Genomic DNA, 15,539 nt, shown 5'->3' on the forward strand with positions numbered 1-15,539 from the left:
TATTTTACAAAAGTAGAGAATTTATGCTAAATATGGAATATAAATTATCGCGGCTATTGCAATTGCAGTTATTGCAGCAAAAAACACAGCTCCGGCGGCAATATCTTTAATAAAACCTATGCGTTCATGATATTCAGGGTGAATGAAGTCAGCAATTTTTTCAACAGCTGTATTTAATCCTTCAATGCCAAGAACCAAGCCAATAGCTAATGTTTGTACAAGCCATTCGGTTTTATTAATACCAAAATAAAAACCGGCTAAAGTAATAAGTACGCCGATACTTGATTGTACCATTACGCTATGCTCGGTAGTGATTAATTTAAATGCTCCTTTTGCTGCAAACTTCATGCTTTTCAAGCGTCCTGTTAGGAGCGTTTCGTCTTTTTCAAACTTCATATTAAAGTGCTGCTAAAGCGTTTTCATAATTAGGTTCGTTAGCAACTTCACTTACTTGTTCTGTATATTTAACAATTCCGTTTTCATCAACAACAATCACTACGCGAGAATTTAAGCCGGCTAATGGACCATCAATGATTTCTAAACCATTTGTTTTGCCAAAAGAACCGTCTTTAAAATCAGAAAGAGTAATTACGTTATCTAATCCTTCAGCACCGCAAAAACGTTTTTGAGCAAAAGGTAAATCGCGAGAAATACATAGAACTTTAGTATTTTCTAAAGTACTTGCTTTAGCATTGAATTGTCTTACTGAAGTAGCACAAGTTCCTGTGTCAACACTAGGAAAAATGTTTAATACTAATTTACTTCCTGCAAAATCTGCTAAAGTAACAACAGATAAATCGCTTTTTATTAATGAAAAGTCTGCAAGTTTTGAACCTATTTTTGGTAGCTCACCGTTGGTATGTATAGGATTTCCTCCTAATGTAATTGTTGCCATAGTTTTGATTGTTTTAGAGGTGCAAAATTAGAAAATTAATCTCAATGTGAATTTAAGCACAGTGAGTAATTAATAAAATCTTAAGTTTTGTATTAGTTTTTGGTTGATTCTAACCAATTTTTGAAGTCATAAAAGTTTTGAGGAGCTACGCCATGACCTACAGGATATTCTTTGTAAGTTACGCTTAAATTCATGTTTTCGATAAAAGGTTTGGCTTTACGAGCCCAATCAACAGGGATTACTTGGTCAACAGTTCCGTGGGAAATGAAAAATTGTAAATGTTTGTGATCTTTAACTTTAAAGTTCTCAATTAAAATGTTTTCGTTTAAATAACCGCTTAATGCAACAACACGAGCAATCTTTTCAGGATAGGATAGAGCAGTAGCATAGCTTAAAATTGCTCCTTGACTGAAACCAATTAAAGTAATCTGTTTTTCGTCTATCGGGTATTTGTCTTTTATTTGCTCAACAAATGAAATGATGATATCGCGAGATTCTTTAGCTTGTTCATCATCGGAAAATTTATTTTCATCAGCATCAAAGTGAATAGCATACCAAGCATGACCAAAAGGCTGTAAGTCATAAGGTGCTCTTACGGAAAAGATATAGTATTCTTCGGGTAATTCGCCGGCAAAAGAGAATAGATCTTCTTCGTTACTGCCATAACCGTGTAATAAAATTAAGGCAGGGTTTTTATCTTTCTTTTCTTTTGGTTCACGAAGTAAGTAGTGTAGATTCATTGCTGTTGATTTTTGGAACAAAAATAAGAAATTTGATAAAAAACAGAAAGTCCAAACTATTAACGGCAGTATAAGCACCAAATCTCACTATGTTAATAGAATGGACTGTTTGTAGGTTATGTAATTAAGTATGTGGGGAAAAGGATAATTTACCCGAATAAACTATTCCAAAATGATTTTTTTTCTGTATTCTTTTTATCATCCTTAGCATTGGAAGATGATTTCAAGATTGAGGTTAAAAATTCATCATAAGTTTGTTTTTTGTCGTCTAAAATACCTGAAAAATAGGCTAGAGATGCATCTAATCCGTTAGTTTCTTCAATGTTTTTTACTTTTTTGTAAACTTCTTCAATTTTAGCAACTGCTTCGGGTGCAACTGCTTTTCTTCTGGCCATATATCCGTTGATATCACCTTCTGCATCTTTGAAGAAATCATATTGTGTAATAATCCAGTAATATTTTCCGTCTTTAGCTTTATTCTTGATAATGGCGTGAAAATCTTTACCTTGTTTCAGGTTTTCCCAAAGCATTCTAAAGATAGCTTTAGGCATGTCGGGGTGCCTGATGATGTTGTGTGGTTGACCTAATAACTCATTTTCATCAAAACCACTTACATTAACAAAAGCAGAATTTACATAATTGATAATACCTATTCTATTAGTTCTACTTACTAATTCTAAGGTTTTATCCCAATCTACTTCTGTATTTAAAGGTTCAACATTTGTTCTCATGGTTTTTGTTTTTTATTATTTTACTTAATCTACATTTCTTGCCAAACGAAATCCGAAAAAGTCATTTTGCATAAAAGGCTTTGCTGCCCAACGGTTCGCTACTCTTAAAGAGTAAGTTCTACTATCCCAAGAGCCGCCTCTCAAGCATCTTTCGGTTCCGTGTTCCGGACCAGTAGGGTTGTATTTGGTTTCGGTTAAATAGAAGTCTCTATTGTACCAATCCCAACACCATTCCCAGGCGTTTCCTGACATATCATAAAGACCTAATTCATTTGGGAGTTTTGTACCAATAGTATTGGGAGATTTAGAATTTTTATTATACCAGGCTACTCGGTCAAGGACATCACTTCCTGAAAATTTGTATCCTTTGGATGATTTTCCTCCTTTAGCAGCATATTCCCATTCTGCTTCAGTAGGTAGTCTGTATCCATTAGCTTTAAGGTCTCTTACCCAAATAGTTCCGGTTCTTTTGTAAACAGGTTTTAGTTTGTGTCGCTCACTAAGCCAGTTACAATAATTTACGGCGTCTGTCCAACTGATGTTGGTTATTGGGTGAAGATTAAGCGGATTCCAATTCTTGAAGTTAGGCATCTTAATTTTGTTCGCTAGAGTGTATATTTTCCATTCTGCTAGCGTAACTTCATATTTGCCAATGTAAAATGAATTTAATTCCACGTCGTGATCTAATTGTTCATCACCTTCTATGGAACTGTTTTTTTTTGTTCCCATTCTGAATTCACCACCTTCAACTAAAATCATATCGGGTGTGGATTGGGAAAAAGAAGTAATAGTAAATAAAAGTAAAGAACAAATAGCGGTAAGAATTATCTTCATTAGATTAAGGGTTAATTAGCAAGTATGTTTTAGTTGATTATAGTTTATCTTTTAAGTTTTTCTTGTACTTGTTTAACAAGGCCATTGTCATCCCTAAATTAGCTTTAGAGCTGTCAACCGCTAGATACACGAAATAACTTCCGTCTTCAGCTAAATCAATAATGTGAATTTGGTTGTTTAGGTTAATTAAAATGTTTTCTAATTTGCTATCTAAACCTAGAGCTTTAATAGCAGTCATTTTTGCTTTTGCTACTTCTAAGTTGTAAACTGAAGCAATTGCAGGATCAAAAGAAGGTACAGCGCTATCAGAACCGTATAAAACCCCTGTTTTAACGTCGGCTACAGCTGTTGCAACATAACCTGGTGTGTTTGTTTTTACTTCTTCAATGAAGTTTTTGATAAAATCTGACATAATGGTTGATTTGATTTAATTTAAGTTAATATTAATTATTTTATTCTAATACATTTTTCTTTATTTGCTTTAAACTTGTTTATTAATTTTTCTCTATATTTAACTATAAGTTTAATAGCAATAAGTGCCTCCTCATTCTCTCTTCTGATTTTCATTCTTGCATTTTCTGGTGTAATAGCAAGCATTTTGGATAATGTTATATAGTCTCCTTTTTGAATATTTTTTTTAATTTGTTCGGTTAACATAACAAAAGGTCTATATATTGGTTAAATTTGTCTGATATAACGTAGGCAAATATATAAACAAGTAGTTAATTATCAATATAAAATATAAAAAAAATTATAATAAATATTACATTATGGAGTTACCTGTAGAAAACAAAAGAGTTCGTCAAATAATAGAATATTTCTGTAGAGGTAATGAACTACAGTTTAGTAGAGAAATAGGAGTGAGTCAACCAAGAATTAATAGACTATTCGCAAAAGACTCAAGAAACAATAGATTTCCGTTAGTTTCTTTTGATATAGTTAAGGCAATTCTTAAAAAATTTGAAGAAGTTTCTCCTGATTGGTTAGTAATGGGATGTGGAGAAATGTTGAGGGAACCTAAAGAAACTGTGGTATCTCCAAGTTTATATCTTCCCTTAGATGATTATCAACATTTTTATAAAATGGAAGAAGGGCAAAACTTAGTTTCCGGTGACTATATCATATCTCGATTTAAAAGATTCGGTGTTGAGTTTCTAGTGGAGAGTAAAAAATCAATTTATGGTTGTAAAGAGGTGTCAATATATACTTTTATAATATATGGAAGACAGTATGTTTTGTATACAGAGCAGGGAATTTTAATAAAAAGATTATATCCTGTTGAAGGTCAGGATGACGTATTGAAGTGTGTAGGGGAATATGATGAAACACCTTTCAAAATTGATAAAAAATCAATAAATAAGCTTGCCATAGTTTTAGGCAAGCTTGAATTGTATTGACTTATAATATACTTTTTATAAATTCTTAAAAAGTTTTTGATAAAATTCACCAACAATAGGGACTATTCTTTTTTCGTTGCTTAAACAACCTAAAAAACCATATACCCAAAGTATAAAAATAAAAAGCCAAAAAGCAGATGAAACCATCCAGCTATTAAAATAACCAATAGGATAACCCAATAAAAAAAAGGTAAGGAAAATGCCTAAAGTCTGACGGATGTGAAAGCTGGCAAAATCACTCTTACTTTCTTCTTGATTCATAAAAATAGCAATGACAGTTCCGATAATAGTAAAATAACTGATAATTGCAGTATTCTTTCCTTTTTCAGTATCGTTCATAAGTAATTCGTTTAGTTAGATTTAATTTCAAGTTTTCCGTTATTGTAAATACCAATGGTTTTTCCCTTCATGGGTTGTCCTAAGAATGCTGAATTTTTAGATTTTGAAAGAATATTCCCTTTTTCAAAAGTATAGGTTTCATTAGGGATAAATAAACTTAATTCTGCGGAGTTACCGATTTTAATTGCATTTTTAGTGATTTGAAAGATATTTTTTCCGGCAGTTAATTTGGCAATAACTACTTCTAGTGGTAAAACATTTTGTAAAGCTCCAAAAGCACTTTCTAATCCAATAGTTCCGTCTTTAGCTAAATCAAATTCCAGTTTTTTATGTTCAATATCTAACGGATTATGATCGGAAGTAATGCAGTCAATGGTTCCGTCTAAAACAGCAGCAACTAATGCTTTTCTAGTTGCTTCGTCGCGCAATGGGGGTAAAACCTTATAACGTGAGTCAAAACCGTTTAAGACTTCGTCGTTTAACACTAGATTGTGAACTGCTACGCTACAAGTTACCTGTAGCCCTTTGGCTTTGGCTTCTTGGATTAATTTTACGGACTCTTGAGTGGAAATGGTTGGAATGTGCATTTTTCCTCCTGAATATTCCAATAAATATAAGTTGCGGGCAACATGTAAAGCCTCGGTTAAAGGAGGAATTCCTTTTAAACCCAATTTTGTAGAAGTATATCCTTCGTGAACAATTCCTTTTCCTTTTACCGAATTGTCTTGGCAAAAGCTGATCACTAAACCATCAAAATCCTGAACATATTGCAAGGCTATTTTTTGAACATTTGCATTTTGAATCGCTTTTTGGTAATCTCCAAAAGCGATAGCTCCTGCATTTTTCATGTCAAAAAGTTCTGCTAAATCCGACCCTTCACTGTTGGTTGTTAAAGCACCAATAGGATATAGTGTTGTAGCATTTCCTTTGGATTTGTCTAAAACAAATTTTACTAAAGCTTGGTTGTCAATAATTGGATGCGAATTAGGTTGCAAAGCAATTGTAGTAAAACCACTTAAAGCAGCTGTTTTTAATCCGTTTGTAATGGTTTCGCGGTCTTCATAACCAGGTTCGCCAAACGAAACAGAACTGTCAAACCAACCTTGTGAAACGTGTAAGTTTGGAATTTCGACAACAAAAGTATCGGTTGTGTTTAAATTGGGACCTATTTCGATAATTGTTCCGTCCTGAATTTTAATATCAACGGTTTGGTGGTGAAACTCACTTTCCGTATCAATTATAGTGGCGTTTTTTATGAGAACAGTGGTCATTTTACAAATTTTTGGATTAGTAGTTCAGTTAATAAAAGAAGTAGTGTTGCTATGATGAACCATTTCCATAAACCGGTATCGTTGCGCTCCAAGTGGAACTCGTTTAACGCCGTGTCAACCGATTGTATTTTGGTGAAATGAGTCGTGAAGTTTTCGTTTCTGTTGTTTAAATCGCTTTCTGTTCTTGGATAATTGAAACTTAAGCGAGCTAAAGTATCCTGATTGTGAACAATGTTGTAATTTCCGGCTTGTTGCGGATAATCTCCGAAAGTGATTTTTACTTTTGAATTTAAGATTTGTTGCAACGGAATAAAGCTTGTTTTTTCGTTTTGAACGGCAACCACTTGGTCTTTTCCGATCGAAGCGTCTAAAAATAAGGTTTCATTGTTCCCAATTGTGTAAGAAGAAGGCAAAGTTCCCGTATTGAATTTTGCCATGTTGTAAAAAGCAGGAACAATTAAAGGAGAATTTTGAAAATTGGAATTACTTTTATTAATTGAAGCTGAAAAAATAAAAGCATTTCCTTTCTTATTGGTCACCCAACTTAAAAATGGTGTTTGATCTTCAAAAGACAAAACTTGCGAAACATTTCCGTTAAACGGAAAATAGGATTTAACATTCGGATATTGAAAATTACTGATTTTCTTTTCGAAAACATCTTTAAACAAAGGATGTTGAAAATGAATTTCAGTAATTAATTTTTCGCCTTTTTGGATTTCTGAAACTTTATTGTTCCCCAATTTACTTAGTAACGAATTCAAGTTTTGAGTTGTGCTTTTTTCATTTGGAACAATAATTAAATTACCTCCTTTTTCATAAAAAACACCTAATGTGTTGTTTAACGAAGGTGTAATGTTTTCCAGTTCGTTTAAAATGATAGTATTTTGCTGCTCAACACTGCTAAAATCCAATTGTTCCAAAGTGGTTTCTGTAATATTGAATTCGTCTTTGGTAATAATTTTAGAGATAAAACTGTTTTTTTCAGGCAACCCCAATACTAAGACATTCAATTTTTCAGGTTGAACCAAAGTGAAATAAAACGTATTGTCATACGGAAGGCTATTATCTTCAATGATCGCTTTTCCGCTAAAGGCTTTTTTAGGTAAATTGATTTTTATTTCCTGTCTGTTTTTACCATCTTCAAAGGATAGTGTTGATTTAGCAACAGTTTCATCGGCATCACTAATGATGGAGAAAAGTAAATTATTTTCAATGGTTCCGAATTTGGAAAGACTAACAGTAATTTCGTAAAATGAATCAGAAATACTTGAAATTTCCACTTGATCGATGCTGCAATTACCTTTGTTTTCTGCTTCAGGAAAAATCCCGTAGAGTTTATTTTCTTTGGCTAAAATAGGAATTTTTTCTGAAGTAACATTTTGGGCATCTGTAATAAAAATATAATCTTTAGCCGTGTTTGGTTTTTTATTTTCTGCTTGAGCTAATAAATAGTCGGGTTGGAAAGTATAAAAAGTATACGATAAGTTTTGTAATTCCTTTAAAATGGTTTTTGGATTGACGTCCCAATAACTTTCGGAAGGTGTTACTATAGAAACTTGCTGATTTTCGGGAACATGCTCTAAAATATCCTGGATGCTTTTTTTGAAAAGTTCGCCTTCAGAACCTTTAGCTTGCATAGAAAAAGAGTTGTCTACAAAAAGAACCAATTCATTATTTTGAGATGCTTTGTCTTTAGCTTTTTTAAAAGGTTGCGCGAAGGCAAAAATTAAAGCGGTTAGCAACAAAAGGCGAGTAGCTAAAAGTAACCATTTTTTTATAGTACTGCTTTTTCGGGTTTGAAGTTGGAGTTCTCTAAGCAATTTAACATTGGTGAAATACTCTTTTTTGAACTTTCTCAGTTGGAATAAATGTACTAAAATTGGTATAACCAAGAGGAAAAGAAAGTATAGAATTTCCGGATGTTTGAATTGCATTTATTTAATGTTAACTTTTCGGGTTTCAAAAATACGAATAAGAACCAAAATAAAAGAAATGTTTGGTGTTAAACTTAAAAAATCCCATTTTGGGATTTTTTAAGTTTAATGTTTATGTGTTTTACAAGTGTTAAATCCTAATAAGGTATACAACGGACAATAACCAACTAATGTTGTGGTTACAAGAATAACGGCAAATAACGATAAAAGCCAAGAATAAGATCCTGTAACTACATTGAATAAGTTTAAAGAAACTAATATTATGGCAAGTAATATTCTAATTACTTTGTCCATTTTTCCAACATTTTTTTTCATAGTTTTGGTCTTGAATATTAATCAGACTAAAGGTACAAAAAAAGTTGCTCATATCTTTAAATTATGATTTTTTGTTTTTCCCGTTTTTAAATTTAATTTTTGAGTTTATTGGTTTGAAACCAGAAGTCGTAGTTTTTTTAATTTCCTTTTTTACTTGGGGTTTAACTTGTGGTGTTTTTGTTTTATTCTGTTTAATTTCAGCTAATACTTCTGTTGGATTTTTGGGTTCTTCCTTTGTGCCTCTTAAATAAAGAACTAAGCCGTTAAGAAAGTTACGAAGAATTTGGTCTCCACAATCCATATATTTAGGATGTTTTTCATCCCTAAAAAAATTACCTAGTTCACCTTTAGATATTCTAAAATCAACAAGATTTAAAATTTCTACAATTTGATCGTCGCGAAGTTGAAGTGCAACTCTTAGTTTTTTTAAAACATCATTATTGTTCATTGGATTTTTTTTGAATAGGCAAAAGCCAGAATTTGAACAAAGGTAGTGAATTTTGTATGCAATATTAAAAAACAACTGTTGGACTCTTGGGAATGTGTTGTTATGGCTATAACGTTTTTTGAGATGAGAGTCCAACAGTTATTGAATAAAGGAAATATGTTATTTAATTACTAATTACATACCAGTTTGCTCCATTACTTTGAATCATATAACGTTGCCCGGCAGAAAGTGAAGCGATGGAGCTATTAGAAACATCATCCAATACGCTACCACTGATACAACTAATAGCTTTAGAAGAAATACCGGGAGTACCAATCAAAACGTATATTTTTCCATTTAATGTGGCAGGATCAGGTAAAACAATTGAAGAAACAGAATTACTTATTCTTAAAGTATAATCGTAAGATGTTACATTATAGGTAGAAACAGATACATCACTGATGTTTTGTATGGAGTTCACACTACTTGGATTGGTCCAATTTACATTACCGCTTCCGTCTGTTACCATAATTTGCCCATCTGTGCCACGGGTTGAAGGTAAAATATAACTGTTAGCAGTTGTGATTCCTATAGAAACTCTACCTAAAAAGTAACCGGCATAACCATTAGATTTTAATACTTCTGAGTAAAGACCATAGTGGATTCCTCCTGCGGTACTATTAATGAGATTATACGTTCCATATTTATCGCCCGTTCCGGATCCTGAAATTAAATTTTGAGTTCCATATTTTAGATTATTACCGGTTCCTCCGATTTCAAATAAAGCCCCATGGAAAACTCCGCTTCCATTTTTTGCATTATCAATATAAATTCCGGTATTATTTCCATTACCAGTACCTCTAAATTCAATATTGATTCCATAATGAGCGGCGCTATTAGTTCCTGCAAAACGAGTAAAAAGCCCATTCTGTGTTCCTGTAGACGGAGCACTTATTAGATTATAAACTCCCGTTATGCCTCCGTTTCCTGCTAAAAATTCATTATACATTCCTCTTTTTTCGCCAGATCCGGAGTGATTGAAAATATTATGCACACCGCCAACGACACTTGCATTAGCTGTTCCTGTTAAATTATTTTCAATGGAATACACAGTATTACCGGCTACAGTAAAAGCTGTTTTAATAGCTGATGCAGCAGTAGATATCGTATTGGTTCTTGTAACCAATAAAGTAGCATTATTAGTGTTAGTGGTTTCTAAAATGTCTAATTTTGCAGTAGAAGTATTTTTACCAATAGCTGTATTGCCTATGTGATACATAGAGTCATTAGTGTCATCAGGAGCAGTTGTGGTTCCCTCTTCAAACCAGTCTGCGTCTTGATATCCAAAGATAGTAGCACTGGTTACGAAAGGAATCCAATCAGGGACCGTATTATCCCAATAATAGAAACCAGGTGTTTTAATGCCACTTGTGTTTAACAACTGAATCAACATACCATGTTGAGCAGCAGTAGGGTTCGTAGTAGGTAAGCTAGTTAATCGCGGAATGATCAAACCATCGCTATTTGTAGGTGTAGCTGAGTTTGAAGCAGCGATTTCTAATTGAGCATTTGGGGACGTTGTGCCAACACCCACCTGAGTATAGCTGTAACTAATACTCAATAAGGTTAATAGAGTAATTAAATGCTTCATAGAAAAAATATTTATTGTTACCGATTTCAGATTGTTAAAGAACTAAAATAAAGTTACGAATTTGCTTAAGAGAAGCTTTCTTTTATCGATAAAACGATGTAAATAATTGTTGAAATCGAAAAAAATATATATTTTTAATTTAAAATCTATACTAAAGATGAATAACGAATATCAAGAAAAAATTGGTTTGCTTCAAGAAATGATTATTTTCTCATTAGTTGATGGAGAATTACATGACAGGGAATATGATTTTATAATGATGGTAGCTAGTGAATTGGAAATTGATAAGGAAACCGTTTTTAAACTGTTTGATAAGAAACAAGAAAAAGTGGTTATAAAAGATGAGTTTAATAGAATTTGTCAGTTTTATCGCTTGGCACTTCTTATGCACTGTGATGGTGTTCTACATGAAAGAGAACAAATTAAAATCAATGAAATCGGGATTAACATGGGGTTAAATCCTTATGCTATGAAACGGGTTCTGCATTTGATGAAAGTATCTCCAGACGGAATGATTGATGGGGAAATATTATTGTCCGTTTTTACCGAACAACATAATTAAAAAAAGACAAGTTGTGCTTTACAACTTGTCTTGTAATGCTTTTATTTCATCTCTAAGCTTGGCGGCTTGCATAAAATCTAAGTCTTTTGCCGCTTTTTCCATTGCTTTTCGCTTGTCTTTGATTCGTTTTTCAATTTCCGATTTCGAAAGATAACCTGTTTCCGTTTCAGCAGCAATATTCGCTTTGATTACAAAATTAGATGCTACATAATTGTTTTTCGTTAAAGCATTTTCAATTGACTTTTTAAGTGCTTTAGGAACCAAATTATGTTGTTTGTTATAATTCATCTGTTTTTCTCTGCGATAATTGGTCTCATCTATAGTTCGTTGCATAGAATCCGTGATTTTATCCGCATACATAATCGCTTTTCCGTTTACGTTACGTGCTGCACGACCTACGGTTTGCGTTAACGAACGATGACTGCGTAGGAATCCTTCTTTATCGGCGTCTAAAATAGCGACCAAAGAAACTTCAGGTAAATCCAAACCTTCACGCAATAAGTTGACACCAATTAAGACATCGAATAAACCTTTACGCAGATCTTGCATGATTTCTACACGTTCCAAAGTGTCAATATCACTATGAACATAGCGACAACGAATGGCAACTTTGGTTAAATATTTGGCTAATTCTTCCGCCATACGTTTGGTTAAAGTCGTTACTAAAACACGTTCGTCCGCTTCACAACGCAATTGGATTTCTTCGATTAAATCATCAATTTGGTTAGCACTTGGACGCACTTCAATAATAGGGTCTAATAAACCGGTAGGACGAATGACTTGCTCTACATAAATTCCTTCCGATTTTTTTAATTCATAATCCGCCGGTGTTGCTGAAACATATACTACTTGATTCTGTAAGCTTTCAAATTCTTCAAACTTCAACGGACGGTTATCCATAGCGGCAGGCAAACGGAAACCATATTCCACTAGGTTTTCTTTTCGACTCCTATCACCGCCATACATCGCATGAACTTGGGAAATAGTAACGTGACTTTCATCAACAACCATTAAAAAATCATCGGGAAAATAATCTAATAAGCAGAACGGACGTGTTCCCGGAGCTCTTCCATCTAAATAACGAGAATAGTTTTCAATTCCGGAACAATAGCCTAATTCGCGAATCATTTCCAAATCAAAATTGGTACGTTCTTCCAATCGTTTGGCTTCTAAATGTTTGCCGATTTCTTTAAAATAATCGACTTGTTTCACCATGTCTTGTTGAATTTCCCAAATAGCTTTTTGTAAAACATCGGGAGAAGTAACGAACATGTTAGCCGGATAAATATTTAGTTTTTCGTAGCGTTCTAAAACCTGAGAAGTTTTGGCATCAAAAGCCTCAATTTCTTCAATTTCATCTCCAAAAAAGTGAATTCGGAACGGTTCGTCTGCGTAACTTGGAAAAATTTCTACCGTATCACCTTTAATCCTAAAAGTTCCGGGAGTGAATTCGGCTTCCGTTCTGGCATATAAACTTTGAACCAAACGATGTAATAATTTAGTACGCGAAATTTCCTGACCATTGTCTAGCGAAATCACATTTTTTTGAAATTCCACAGGATTTCCAATACCATACAAACACGAAACAGAAGCGACAACTAAAACATCTCTTCGCCCCGAAAGTAGAGCAGAAGTTGTACTCAGACGCATTTTTTCTAATTCGTCATTGATTGATAAATCCTTTTCAATGTACGTTCCTGTAACCGGGATATAAGCTTCGGGTTGGTAATAGTCGTAATAGGAAACGAAATATTCCACTGCATTATTGGGGAAAAATTGTTTGAATTCCGAATATAATTGAGCTGCCAATGTTTTATTGTGCGCCAAAACTAAAGTTGGACGTTGTACTTCTTGAACAACATTAGCAACAGTAAACGTTTTCCCGGAACCGGTGACCCCTAAAAGTGTTTGGTACTTTTCTCCGCTAATAATTCCTTCGGATAATTTTTTAATAGCTTGCGGTTGGTCTCCCGTTGGACTGTATTCAGATACGACTTGGAATTTCATTTAAAATAAGTGCAATTTTATAAAGCTATAAAGTTACGAAGTTTAAAAGATAAATTTATTCTATTGGCATATTTATTGTGATTTAAGTAGAAACTCAATTGAAGTGATTATGAATTTTTTTTACGCATTCGTATTTATATTTGTTTCTCATTTTATTTTGGCGCAGGATTTTCAGGGAAAGTATTATCGAAAAATTGAAGCTCAAGCAGGTGAATTATTGGAATATACTTTGGAATTAAAAGAGAGTAATATTTATAAAATTTTGATTCACAGAAATATAAATAGAGAAAATAGTCAAGACGAATATTTTAAAGGCAATGGAACTTGGACGCAGGAAAAGCACAAAATCATTTTTATTCCAAAGCTAACAGATGAAAAAAATGAAATTGATATGACGGCTGTTGTCGCTCGTTTTAATCCTAAAAGGCAAAATGAGTTGTTATTCTATACTAAACAAAAAATGGAATGGGGATTAAATGTGGGAATGAAGAAAGAATAATCATGTTTGGTTATAATTTTAAAAATTATTAGATAAAATTTTATATTTGTAACAACCAAAAGCTTAACCGAGTACCAATGAAAAGAATATTATTTTTTTGTTTATTGATTAGTTATTTTTCTTTTTCCCAAACATTCATTCAAGCTTATGCCGATGTTGTGAACCAAACTTCTCAAACCAATATTACAGATAATTTGACAGAATTTGAAGCTCTTGGAGTGAAAAGAAGAGGGACTCAACCTTTAGAAAATACTTACAATTGGCTAGTAAATAAATATTTAGATTATGGATATGCAGCAGGTCAAATGCAAGAAGATATTTTTACTAACGGAAGCTATACTTGTAAAAATTTGATTGTAACAAAGGTTGGTTCCGTTTATCCTAATACTTATGTTATTATTTGCGGGCATTATGATAGTATTGTAGGAACAGGAACAAATGATAATGGTAGCGGAACGGTTTCCATTTTAGAAGTAGCAAGATTGTTACAAAATATAAACACAGAGTATTCCATAAAATTCATTCATTTTAGCGGAGAAGAAGATGGTTTAATAGGCAGTCAGCATTATGTTAGCAACGTTGTTAATGCGACAAATCCTAAAATGAATATAAAACTGGTTTTTAATTTAGATGAAGTTGGCGGAGTTGCAGGAATGGTAAATAATACCATTACATGTGAAAGAGATACAAGTTCACCAACAACAAATAATGCGGCATCAACTGCGATTACAAATGAATTGATAACTTGTGTTGGACTATATTCTCCATTAAATACTAACTTATCGTATGCTTATGCTTCTGATTATATGCCTTTTGAAGACAATAATGAAGTAATCACCGGATTTTATGAAACAAACGAATCGTCTCGCCCTCACACTTCTTCCGATTTGTTAGTAAATATGGATCTGGTTTATAATTTTAATGTAGCAAAAGCAGCAGTTGGTGCTATGTTGCATTTTGCAGTGGCAGTAACTAGTCTAAAAACATCTGATTTTGATAATGAGTATAAAATCAGTTTCTTTCCCAATCCGACAAAAGATTATCTGAATATTAATTTTGGAACATTCATCGGAAAAAAAACTCAGGTGTCAATTTTTGATACCAATGGAAAATTAGTTGAAGCAGAGGAATTTCAATCGCCTAAAATTATAGAAACACTAGAACTTTGCCATTTTAAACAAGGAATGTATTTGTTGCGATTAGAATCGGAGGGAAAAACAGTTTCTGTAAAAATTGTAAAGGATTAATCCCAGCATTCCATAAGCAATAAATCACCTTCTTGATGTTCAATAACAACTATTCCATCTTCGGAAACATGATTGCTGCTTCCGGTTCTGTAACCAATGGTGAGTTCGTCATTCTGCAACGGATAAAATAAATTTGTAGAATGAATTCCACTTACTTTTCCAATTGGGATAAGCGAAAGCGGAGTGTTTTTAGGATACCACTTTTGGAATTTTTCAGGCAATAAAAATATTTTAGAATGATCGTCTAGAATTACAATTTTTAGAATATTTCTATAGCGAACAATATTGGTAATATTCGTAATGGTATGATCAGCTCTTCTTCCGGTAGCCCAAATCACATTAACAGCTTTATGACCGCGTTCAATCAAGAAGTCAAAAGCTTTTTCTAAATCGGTTTTATCTTGATCCGGAGTATGAATAATTTCAAGAGGAAATTGAGCATCTTTGTAAAAATTGGGATCAAAATCTCGGTCAAAATCTCCTAGCAAAACATCAACTTTAATTCCTAGCTCTAAAACTCTATCCATCGCCGAATCCAGAACCACGACAAATGGTGACCATTCTAAAAGTTGCCCCAAAAGCTCTTTGCTGCAAGTAGCTCCGTTAGCAATTATTAAAGCAGGTTCCTGATCGTCGCGAACAATGTGATGTGAAGACATTTTACAATTTAGAATTACAGATTTAGAATTA

The 15,539-nt window shown here is 33.1% G+C and carries 19 protein-coding genes; 4 read left to right on the top strand and 15 right to left on the bottom strand.

Going from position 1 to position 15,539, the window contains the following annotated elements:
- Positions 1 to 21: 21 nt before the first annotated feature.
- The 7 genes from ACUSJC_RS04130 to ACUSJC_RS04160 all read right to left on the bottom strand — a co-directional run bounded on the left by ACUSJC_RS04130 (position 22) and on the right by ACUSJC_RS04160 (position 3,857).
- Positions 22 to 396 carry a diacylglycerol kinase family protein gene (locus ACUSJC_RS04130; protein ID WP_449268291.1) on the bottom strand — a complete coding sequence of 125 codons (375 nt, stop codon included), beginning with the start codon at positions 394 to 396 and terminating at the stop codon, positions 22 to 24.
- 1 nt (position 397) lies between these two features.
- The gene (tpx, locus tag ACUSJC_RS04135) at positions 398 to 895 is read right to left on the bottom strand and encodes a thiol peroxidase (protein WP_449268292.1); all 498 of its coding nucleotides are present in this window, start codon (positions 893 to 895) and stop codon (positions 398 to 400) included.
- A 92-nt stretch (positions 896 to 987) separates the two neighbouring features.
- Positions 988 to 1,635, bottom strand: a complete 648-nt coding sequence (locus ACUSJC_RS04140; RefSeq protein WP_449268293.1) for an alpha/beta hydrolase — start codon at positions 1,633 to 1,635, stop codon at positions 988 to 990.
- A 149-nt stretch (positions 1,636 to 1,784) separates the two neighbouring features.
- Entirely contained in the window at positions 1,785 to 2,366 is a 582-nt protein-coding gene (locus ACUSJC_RS04145; RefSeq protein ID WP_449268294.1) for a PAS domain-containing protein, read from the bottom strand.
- A 24-nt stretch (positions 2,367 to 2,390) separates the two neighbouring features.
- Positions 2,391 to 3,200 carry a formylglycine-generating enzyme family protein gene (locus tag ACUSJC_RS04150; protein WP_449268295.1) on the bottom strand — a complete coding sequence of 270 codons (810 nt, stop codon included), beginning with the start codon at positions 3,198 to 3,200 and terminating at the stop codon, positions 2,391 to 2,393.
- A 37-nt stretch (positions 3,201 to 3,237) separates the two neighbouring features.
- Positions 3,238 to 3,612 (bottom strand): hypothetical protein, encoded by a 375-nt coding sequence (locus tag ACUSJC_RS04155; protein ID WP_449268296.1) that lies wholly within the window; start codon positions 3,610 to 3,612, stop codon positions 3,238 to 3,240.
- 35 nt (positions 3,613 to 3,647) lie between these two features.
- Positions 3,648 to 3,857 (bottom strand): hypothetical protein, encoded by a 210-nt coding sequence (locus ACUSJC_RS04160; RefSeq protein ID WP_449268297.1) that lies wholly within the window; start codon positions 3,855 to 3,857, stop codon positions 3,648 to 3,650.
- Between the two features lie 113 nt (positions 3,858 to 3,970).
- On the opposite strand from ACUSJC_RS04160, the gene ACUSJC_RS04165 reads away from it, so the two are divergent.
- On the top strand, positions 3,971 to 4,597 hold the full coding sequence (locus ACUSJC_RS04165) for a hypothetical protein (RefSeq protein WP_449268298.1): 627 nt from the start codon (positions 3,971 to 3,973) through the stop codon (positions 4,595 to 4,597).
- 15 nt (positions 4,598 to 4,612) lie between these two features.
- Here the strand turns inward: ACUSJC_RS04165 and ACUSJC_RS04170 are convergent, their stop codons facing one another.
- From ACUSJC_RS04170 to ACUSJC_RS04195, 6 genes are all read right to left on the bottom strand, one after another.
- Positions 4,613 to 4,936, bottom strand: coding sequence for a DUF4870 domain-containing protein (locus ACUSJC_RS04170; protein WP_449268299.1), 324 nt, complete (start codon positions 4,934 to 4,936; stop codon positions 4,613 to 4,615).
- Between the two features lie 11 nt (positions 4,937 to 4,947).
- Positions 4,948 to 6,207: a dihydroorotase gene (locus ACUSJC_RS04175; RefSeq protein WP_449268300.1), complete on the bottom strand. Its 1,260-nt coding sequence runs from the start codon at positions 6,205 to 6,207 to the stop codon at positions 4,948 to 4,950.
- On the bottom strand, positions 6,204 to 8,141 hold the full coding sequence (locus tag ACUSJC_RS04180; RefSeq protein ID WP_449268301.1) for a BatA domain-containing protein: 1,938 nt from the start codon (positions 8,139 to 8,141) through the stop codon (positions 6,204 to 6,206). The genes ACUSJC_RS04175 and ACUSJC_RS04180 overlap by 4 nt, the downstream gene beginning before the upstream one ends.
- Before the next feature lie 105 nt (positions 8,142 to 8,246).
- Positions 8,247 to 8,456: a YgaP family membrane protein gene (locus tag ACUSJC_RS04185; protein WP_449268302.1), complete on the bottom strand. Its 210-nt coding sequence runs from the start codon at positions 8,454 to 8,456 to the stop codon at positions 8,247 to 8,249.
- A gap of 61 nt (positions 8,457 to 8,517) precedes the next feature.
- Positions 8,518 to 8,904, bottom strand: coding sequence for a DUF1456 family protein (locus tag ACUSJC_RS04190; RefSeq protein ID WP_449268303.1), 387 nt, complete (start codon positions 8,902 to 8,904; stop codon positions 8,518 to 8,520).
- A 163-nt stretch (positions 8,905 to 9,067) separates the two neighbouring features.
- Positions 9,068 to 10,534 carry a hypothetical protein gene (locus tag ACUSJC_RS04195; RefSeq protein WP_449268304.1) on the bottom strand — a complete coding sequence of 489 codons (1,467 nt, stop codon included), beginning with the start codon at positions 10,532 to 10,534 and terminating at the stop codon, positions 9,068 to 9,070.
- Between the two features lie 157 nt (positions 10,535 to 10,691).
- Here ACUSJC_RS04195 and ACUSJC_RS04200 point away from each other — a divergent pair, with 157 nt between their 5' ends.
- Positions 10,692 to 11,096 carry an excinuclease ABC subunit B gene (locus ACUSJC_RS04200; RefSeq protein ID WP_449268305.1) on the top strand — a complete coding sequence of 135 codons (405 nt, stop codon included), beginning with the start codon at positions 10,692 to 10,694 and terminating at the stop codon, positions 11,094 to 11,096.
- Between the two features lie 18 nt (positions 11,097 to 11,114).
- Here the strand turns inward: ACUSJC_RS04200 and uvrB are convergent, their stop codons facing one another.
- On the bottom strand, positions 11,115 to 13,103 hold the full coding sequence (gene uvrB, locus ACUSJC_RS04205) for an excinuclease ABC subunit UvrB (protein WP_449268306.1): 1,989 nt from the start codon (positions 13,101 to 13,103) through the stop codon (positions 11,115 to 11,117).
- Between the two features lie 109 nt (positions 13,104 to 13,212).
- Here uvrB and ACUSJC_RS04210 point away from each other — a divergent pair, with 109 nt between their 5' ends.
- Positions 13,213 to 13,602, top strand: coding sequence for a hypothetical protein (locus tag ACUSJC_RS04210; RefSeq protein ID WP_449268307.1), 390 nt, complete (start codon positions 13,213 to 13,215; stop codon positions 13,600 to 13,602).
- 77 nt (positions 13,603 to 13,679) lie between these two features.
- Positions 13,680 to 14,849: a M28 family peptidase gene (locus tag ACUSJC_RS04215; protein WP_449268308.1), complete on the top strand. Its 1,170-nt coding sequence runs from the start codon at positions 13,680 to 13,682 to the stop codon at positions 14,847 to 14,849.
- Here ACUSJC_RS04215 and ACUSJC_RS04220 read toward each other — a convergent pair.
- Positions 14,846 to 15,508: a thiamine diphosphokinase gene (locus tag ACUSJC_RS04220; RefSeq protein ID WP_449268309.1), complete on the bottom strand. Its 663-nt coding sequence runs from the start codon at positions 15,506 to 15,508 to the stop codon at positions 14,846 to 14,848. The genes ACUSJC_RS04215 and ACUSJC_RS04220 overlap by 4 nt on opposite strands.
- Positions 15,509 to 15,539: the final 31 nt, after the last annotated feature.

The sequence above is a fragment of the Flavobacterium sp. U410 genome (assembly GCF_053570605.1).

Coding starts and splice junctions, on each gene's coding strand:
- ACUSJC_RS04130 (WP_449268291.1), bottom strand. CDS start 396: ATGAAGTTTGAAAAAGACGAAACGCTCCTAACAGGACGCTTGAAAAGC.
- tpx (WP_449268292.1), bottom strand. CDS start 895: ATGGCAACAATTACATTAGGAGGAAATCCTATACATACCAACGGTGAG.
- ACUSJC_RS04140 (WP_449268293.1), bottom strand. CDS start 1,635: ATGAATCTACACTACTTACTTCGTGAACCAAAAGAAAAGAAAGATAAA.
- ACUSJC_RS04145 (WP_449268294.1), bottom strand. CDS start 2,366: ATGAGAACAAATGTTGAACCTTTAAATACAGAAGTAGATTGGGATAAA.
- ACUSJC_RS04150 (WP_449268295.1), bottom strand. CDS start 3,200: ATGAAGATAATTCTTACCGCTATTTGTTCTTTACTTTTATTTACTATT.
- ACUSJC_RS04155 (WP_449268296.1), bottom strand. CDS start 3,612: ATGTCAGATTTTATCAAAAACTTCATTGAAGAAGTAAAAACAAACACA.
- ACUSJC_RS04160 (WP_449268297.1), bottom strand. CDS start 3,857: ATGTTAACCGAACAAATTAAAAAAAATATTCAAAAAGGAGACTATATA.
- ACUSJC_RS04165 (WP_449268298.1), top strand. CDS start 3,971: ATGGAGTTACCTGTAGAAAACAAAAGAGTTCGTCAAATAATAGAATAT.
- ACUSJC_RS04170 (WP_449268299.1), bottom strand. CDS start 4,936: ATGAACGATACTGAAAAAGGAAAGAATACTGCAATTATCAGTTATTTT.
- ACUSJC_RS04175 (WP_449268300.1), bottom strand. CDS start 6,207: ATGACCACTGTTCTCATAAAAAACGCCACTATAATTGATACGGAAAGT.
- ACUSJC_RS04180 (WP_449268301.1), bottom strand. CDS start 8,141: ATGCAATTCAAACATCCGGAAATTCTATACTTTCTTTTCCTCTTGGTT.
- ACUSJC_RS04185 (WP_449268302.1), bottom strand. CDS start 8,456: ATGAAAAAAAATGTTGGAAAAATGGACAAAGTAATTAGAATATTACTT.
- ACUSJC_RS04190 (WP_449268303.1), bottom strand. CDS start 8,904: ATGAACAATAATGATGTTTTAAAAAAACTAAGAGTTGCACTTCAACTT.
- ACUSJC_RS04195 (WP_449268304.1), bottom strand. CDS start 10,534: ATGAAGCATTTAATTACTCTATTAACCTTATTGAGTATTAGTTACAGC.
- ACUSJC_RS04200 (WP_449268305.1), top strand. CDS start 10,692: ATGAATAACGAATATCAAGAAAAAATTGGTTTGCTTCAAGAAATGATT.
- uvrB (WP_449268306.1), bottom strand. CDS start 13,103: ATGAAATTCCAAGTCGTATCTGAATACAGTCCAACGGGAGACCAACCG.
- ACUSJC_RS04210 (WP_449268307.1), top strand. CDS start 13,213: ATGAATTTTTTTTACGCATTCGTATTTATATTTGTTTCTCATTTTATT.
- ACUSJC_RS04215 (WP_449268308.1), top strand. CDS start 13,680: ATGAAAAGAATATTATTTTTTTGTTTATTGATTAGTTATTTTTCTTTT.
- ACUSJC_RS04220 (WP_449268309.1), bottom strand. CDS start 15,508: ATGTCTTCACATCACATTGTTCGCGACGATCAGGAACCTGCTTTAATA.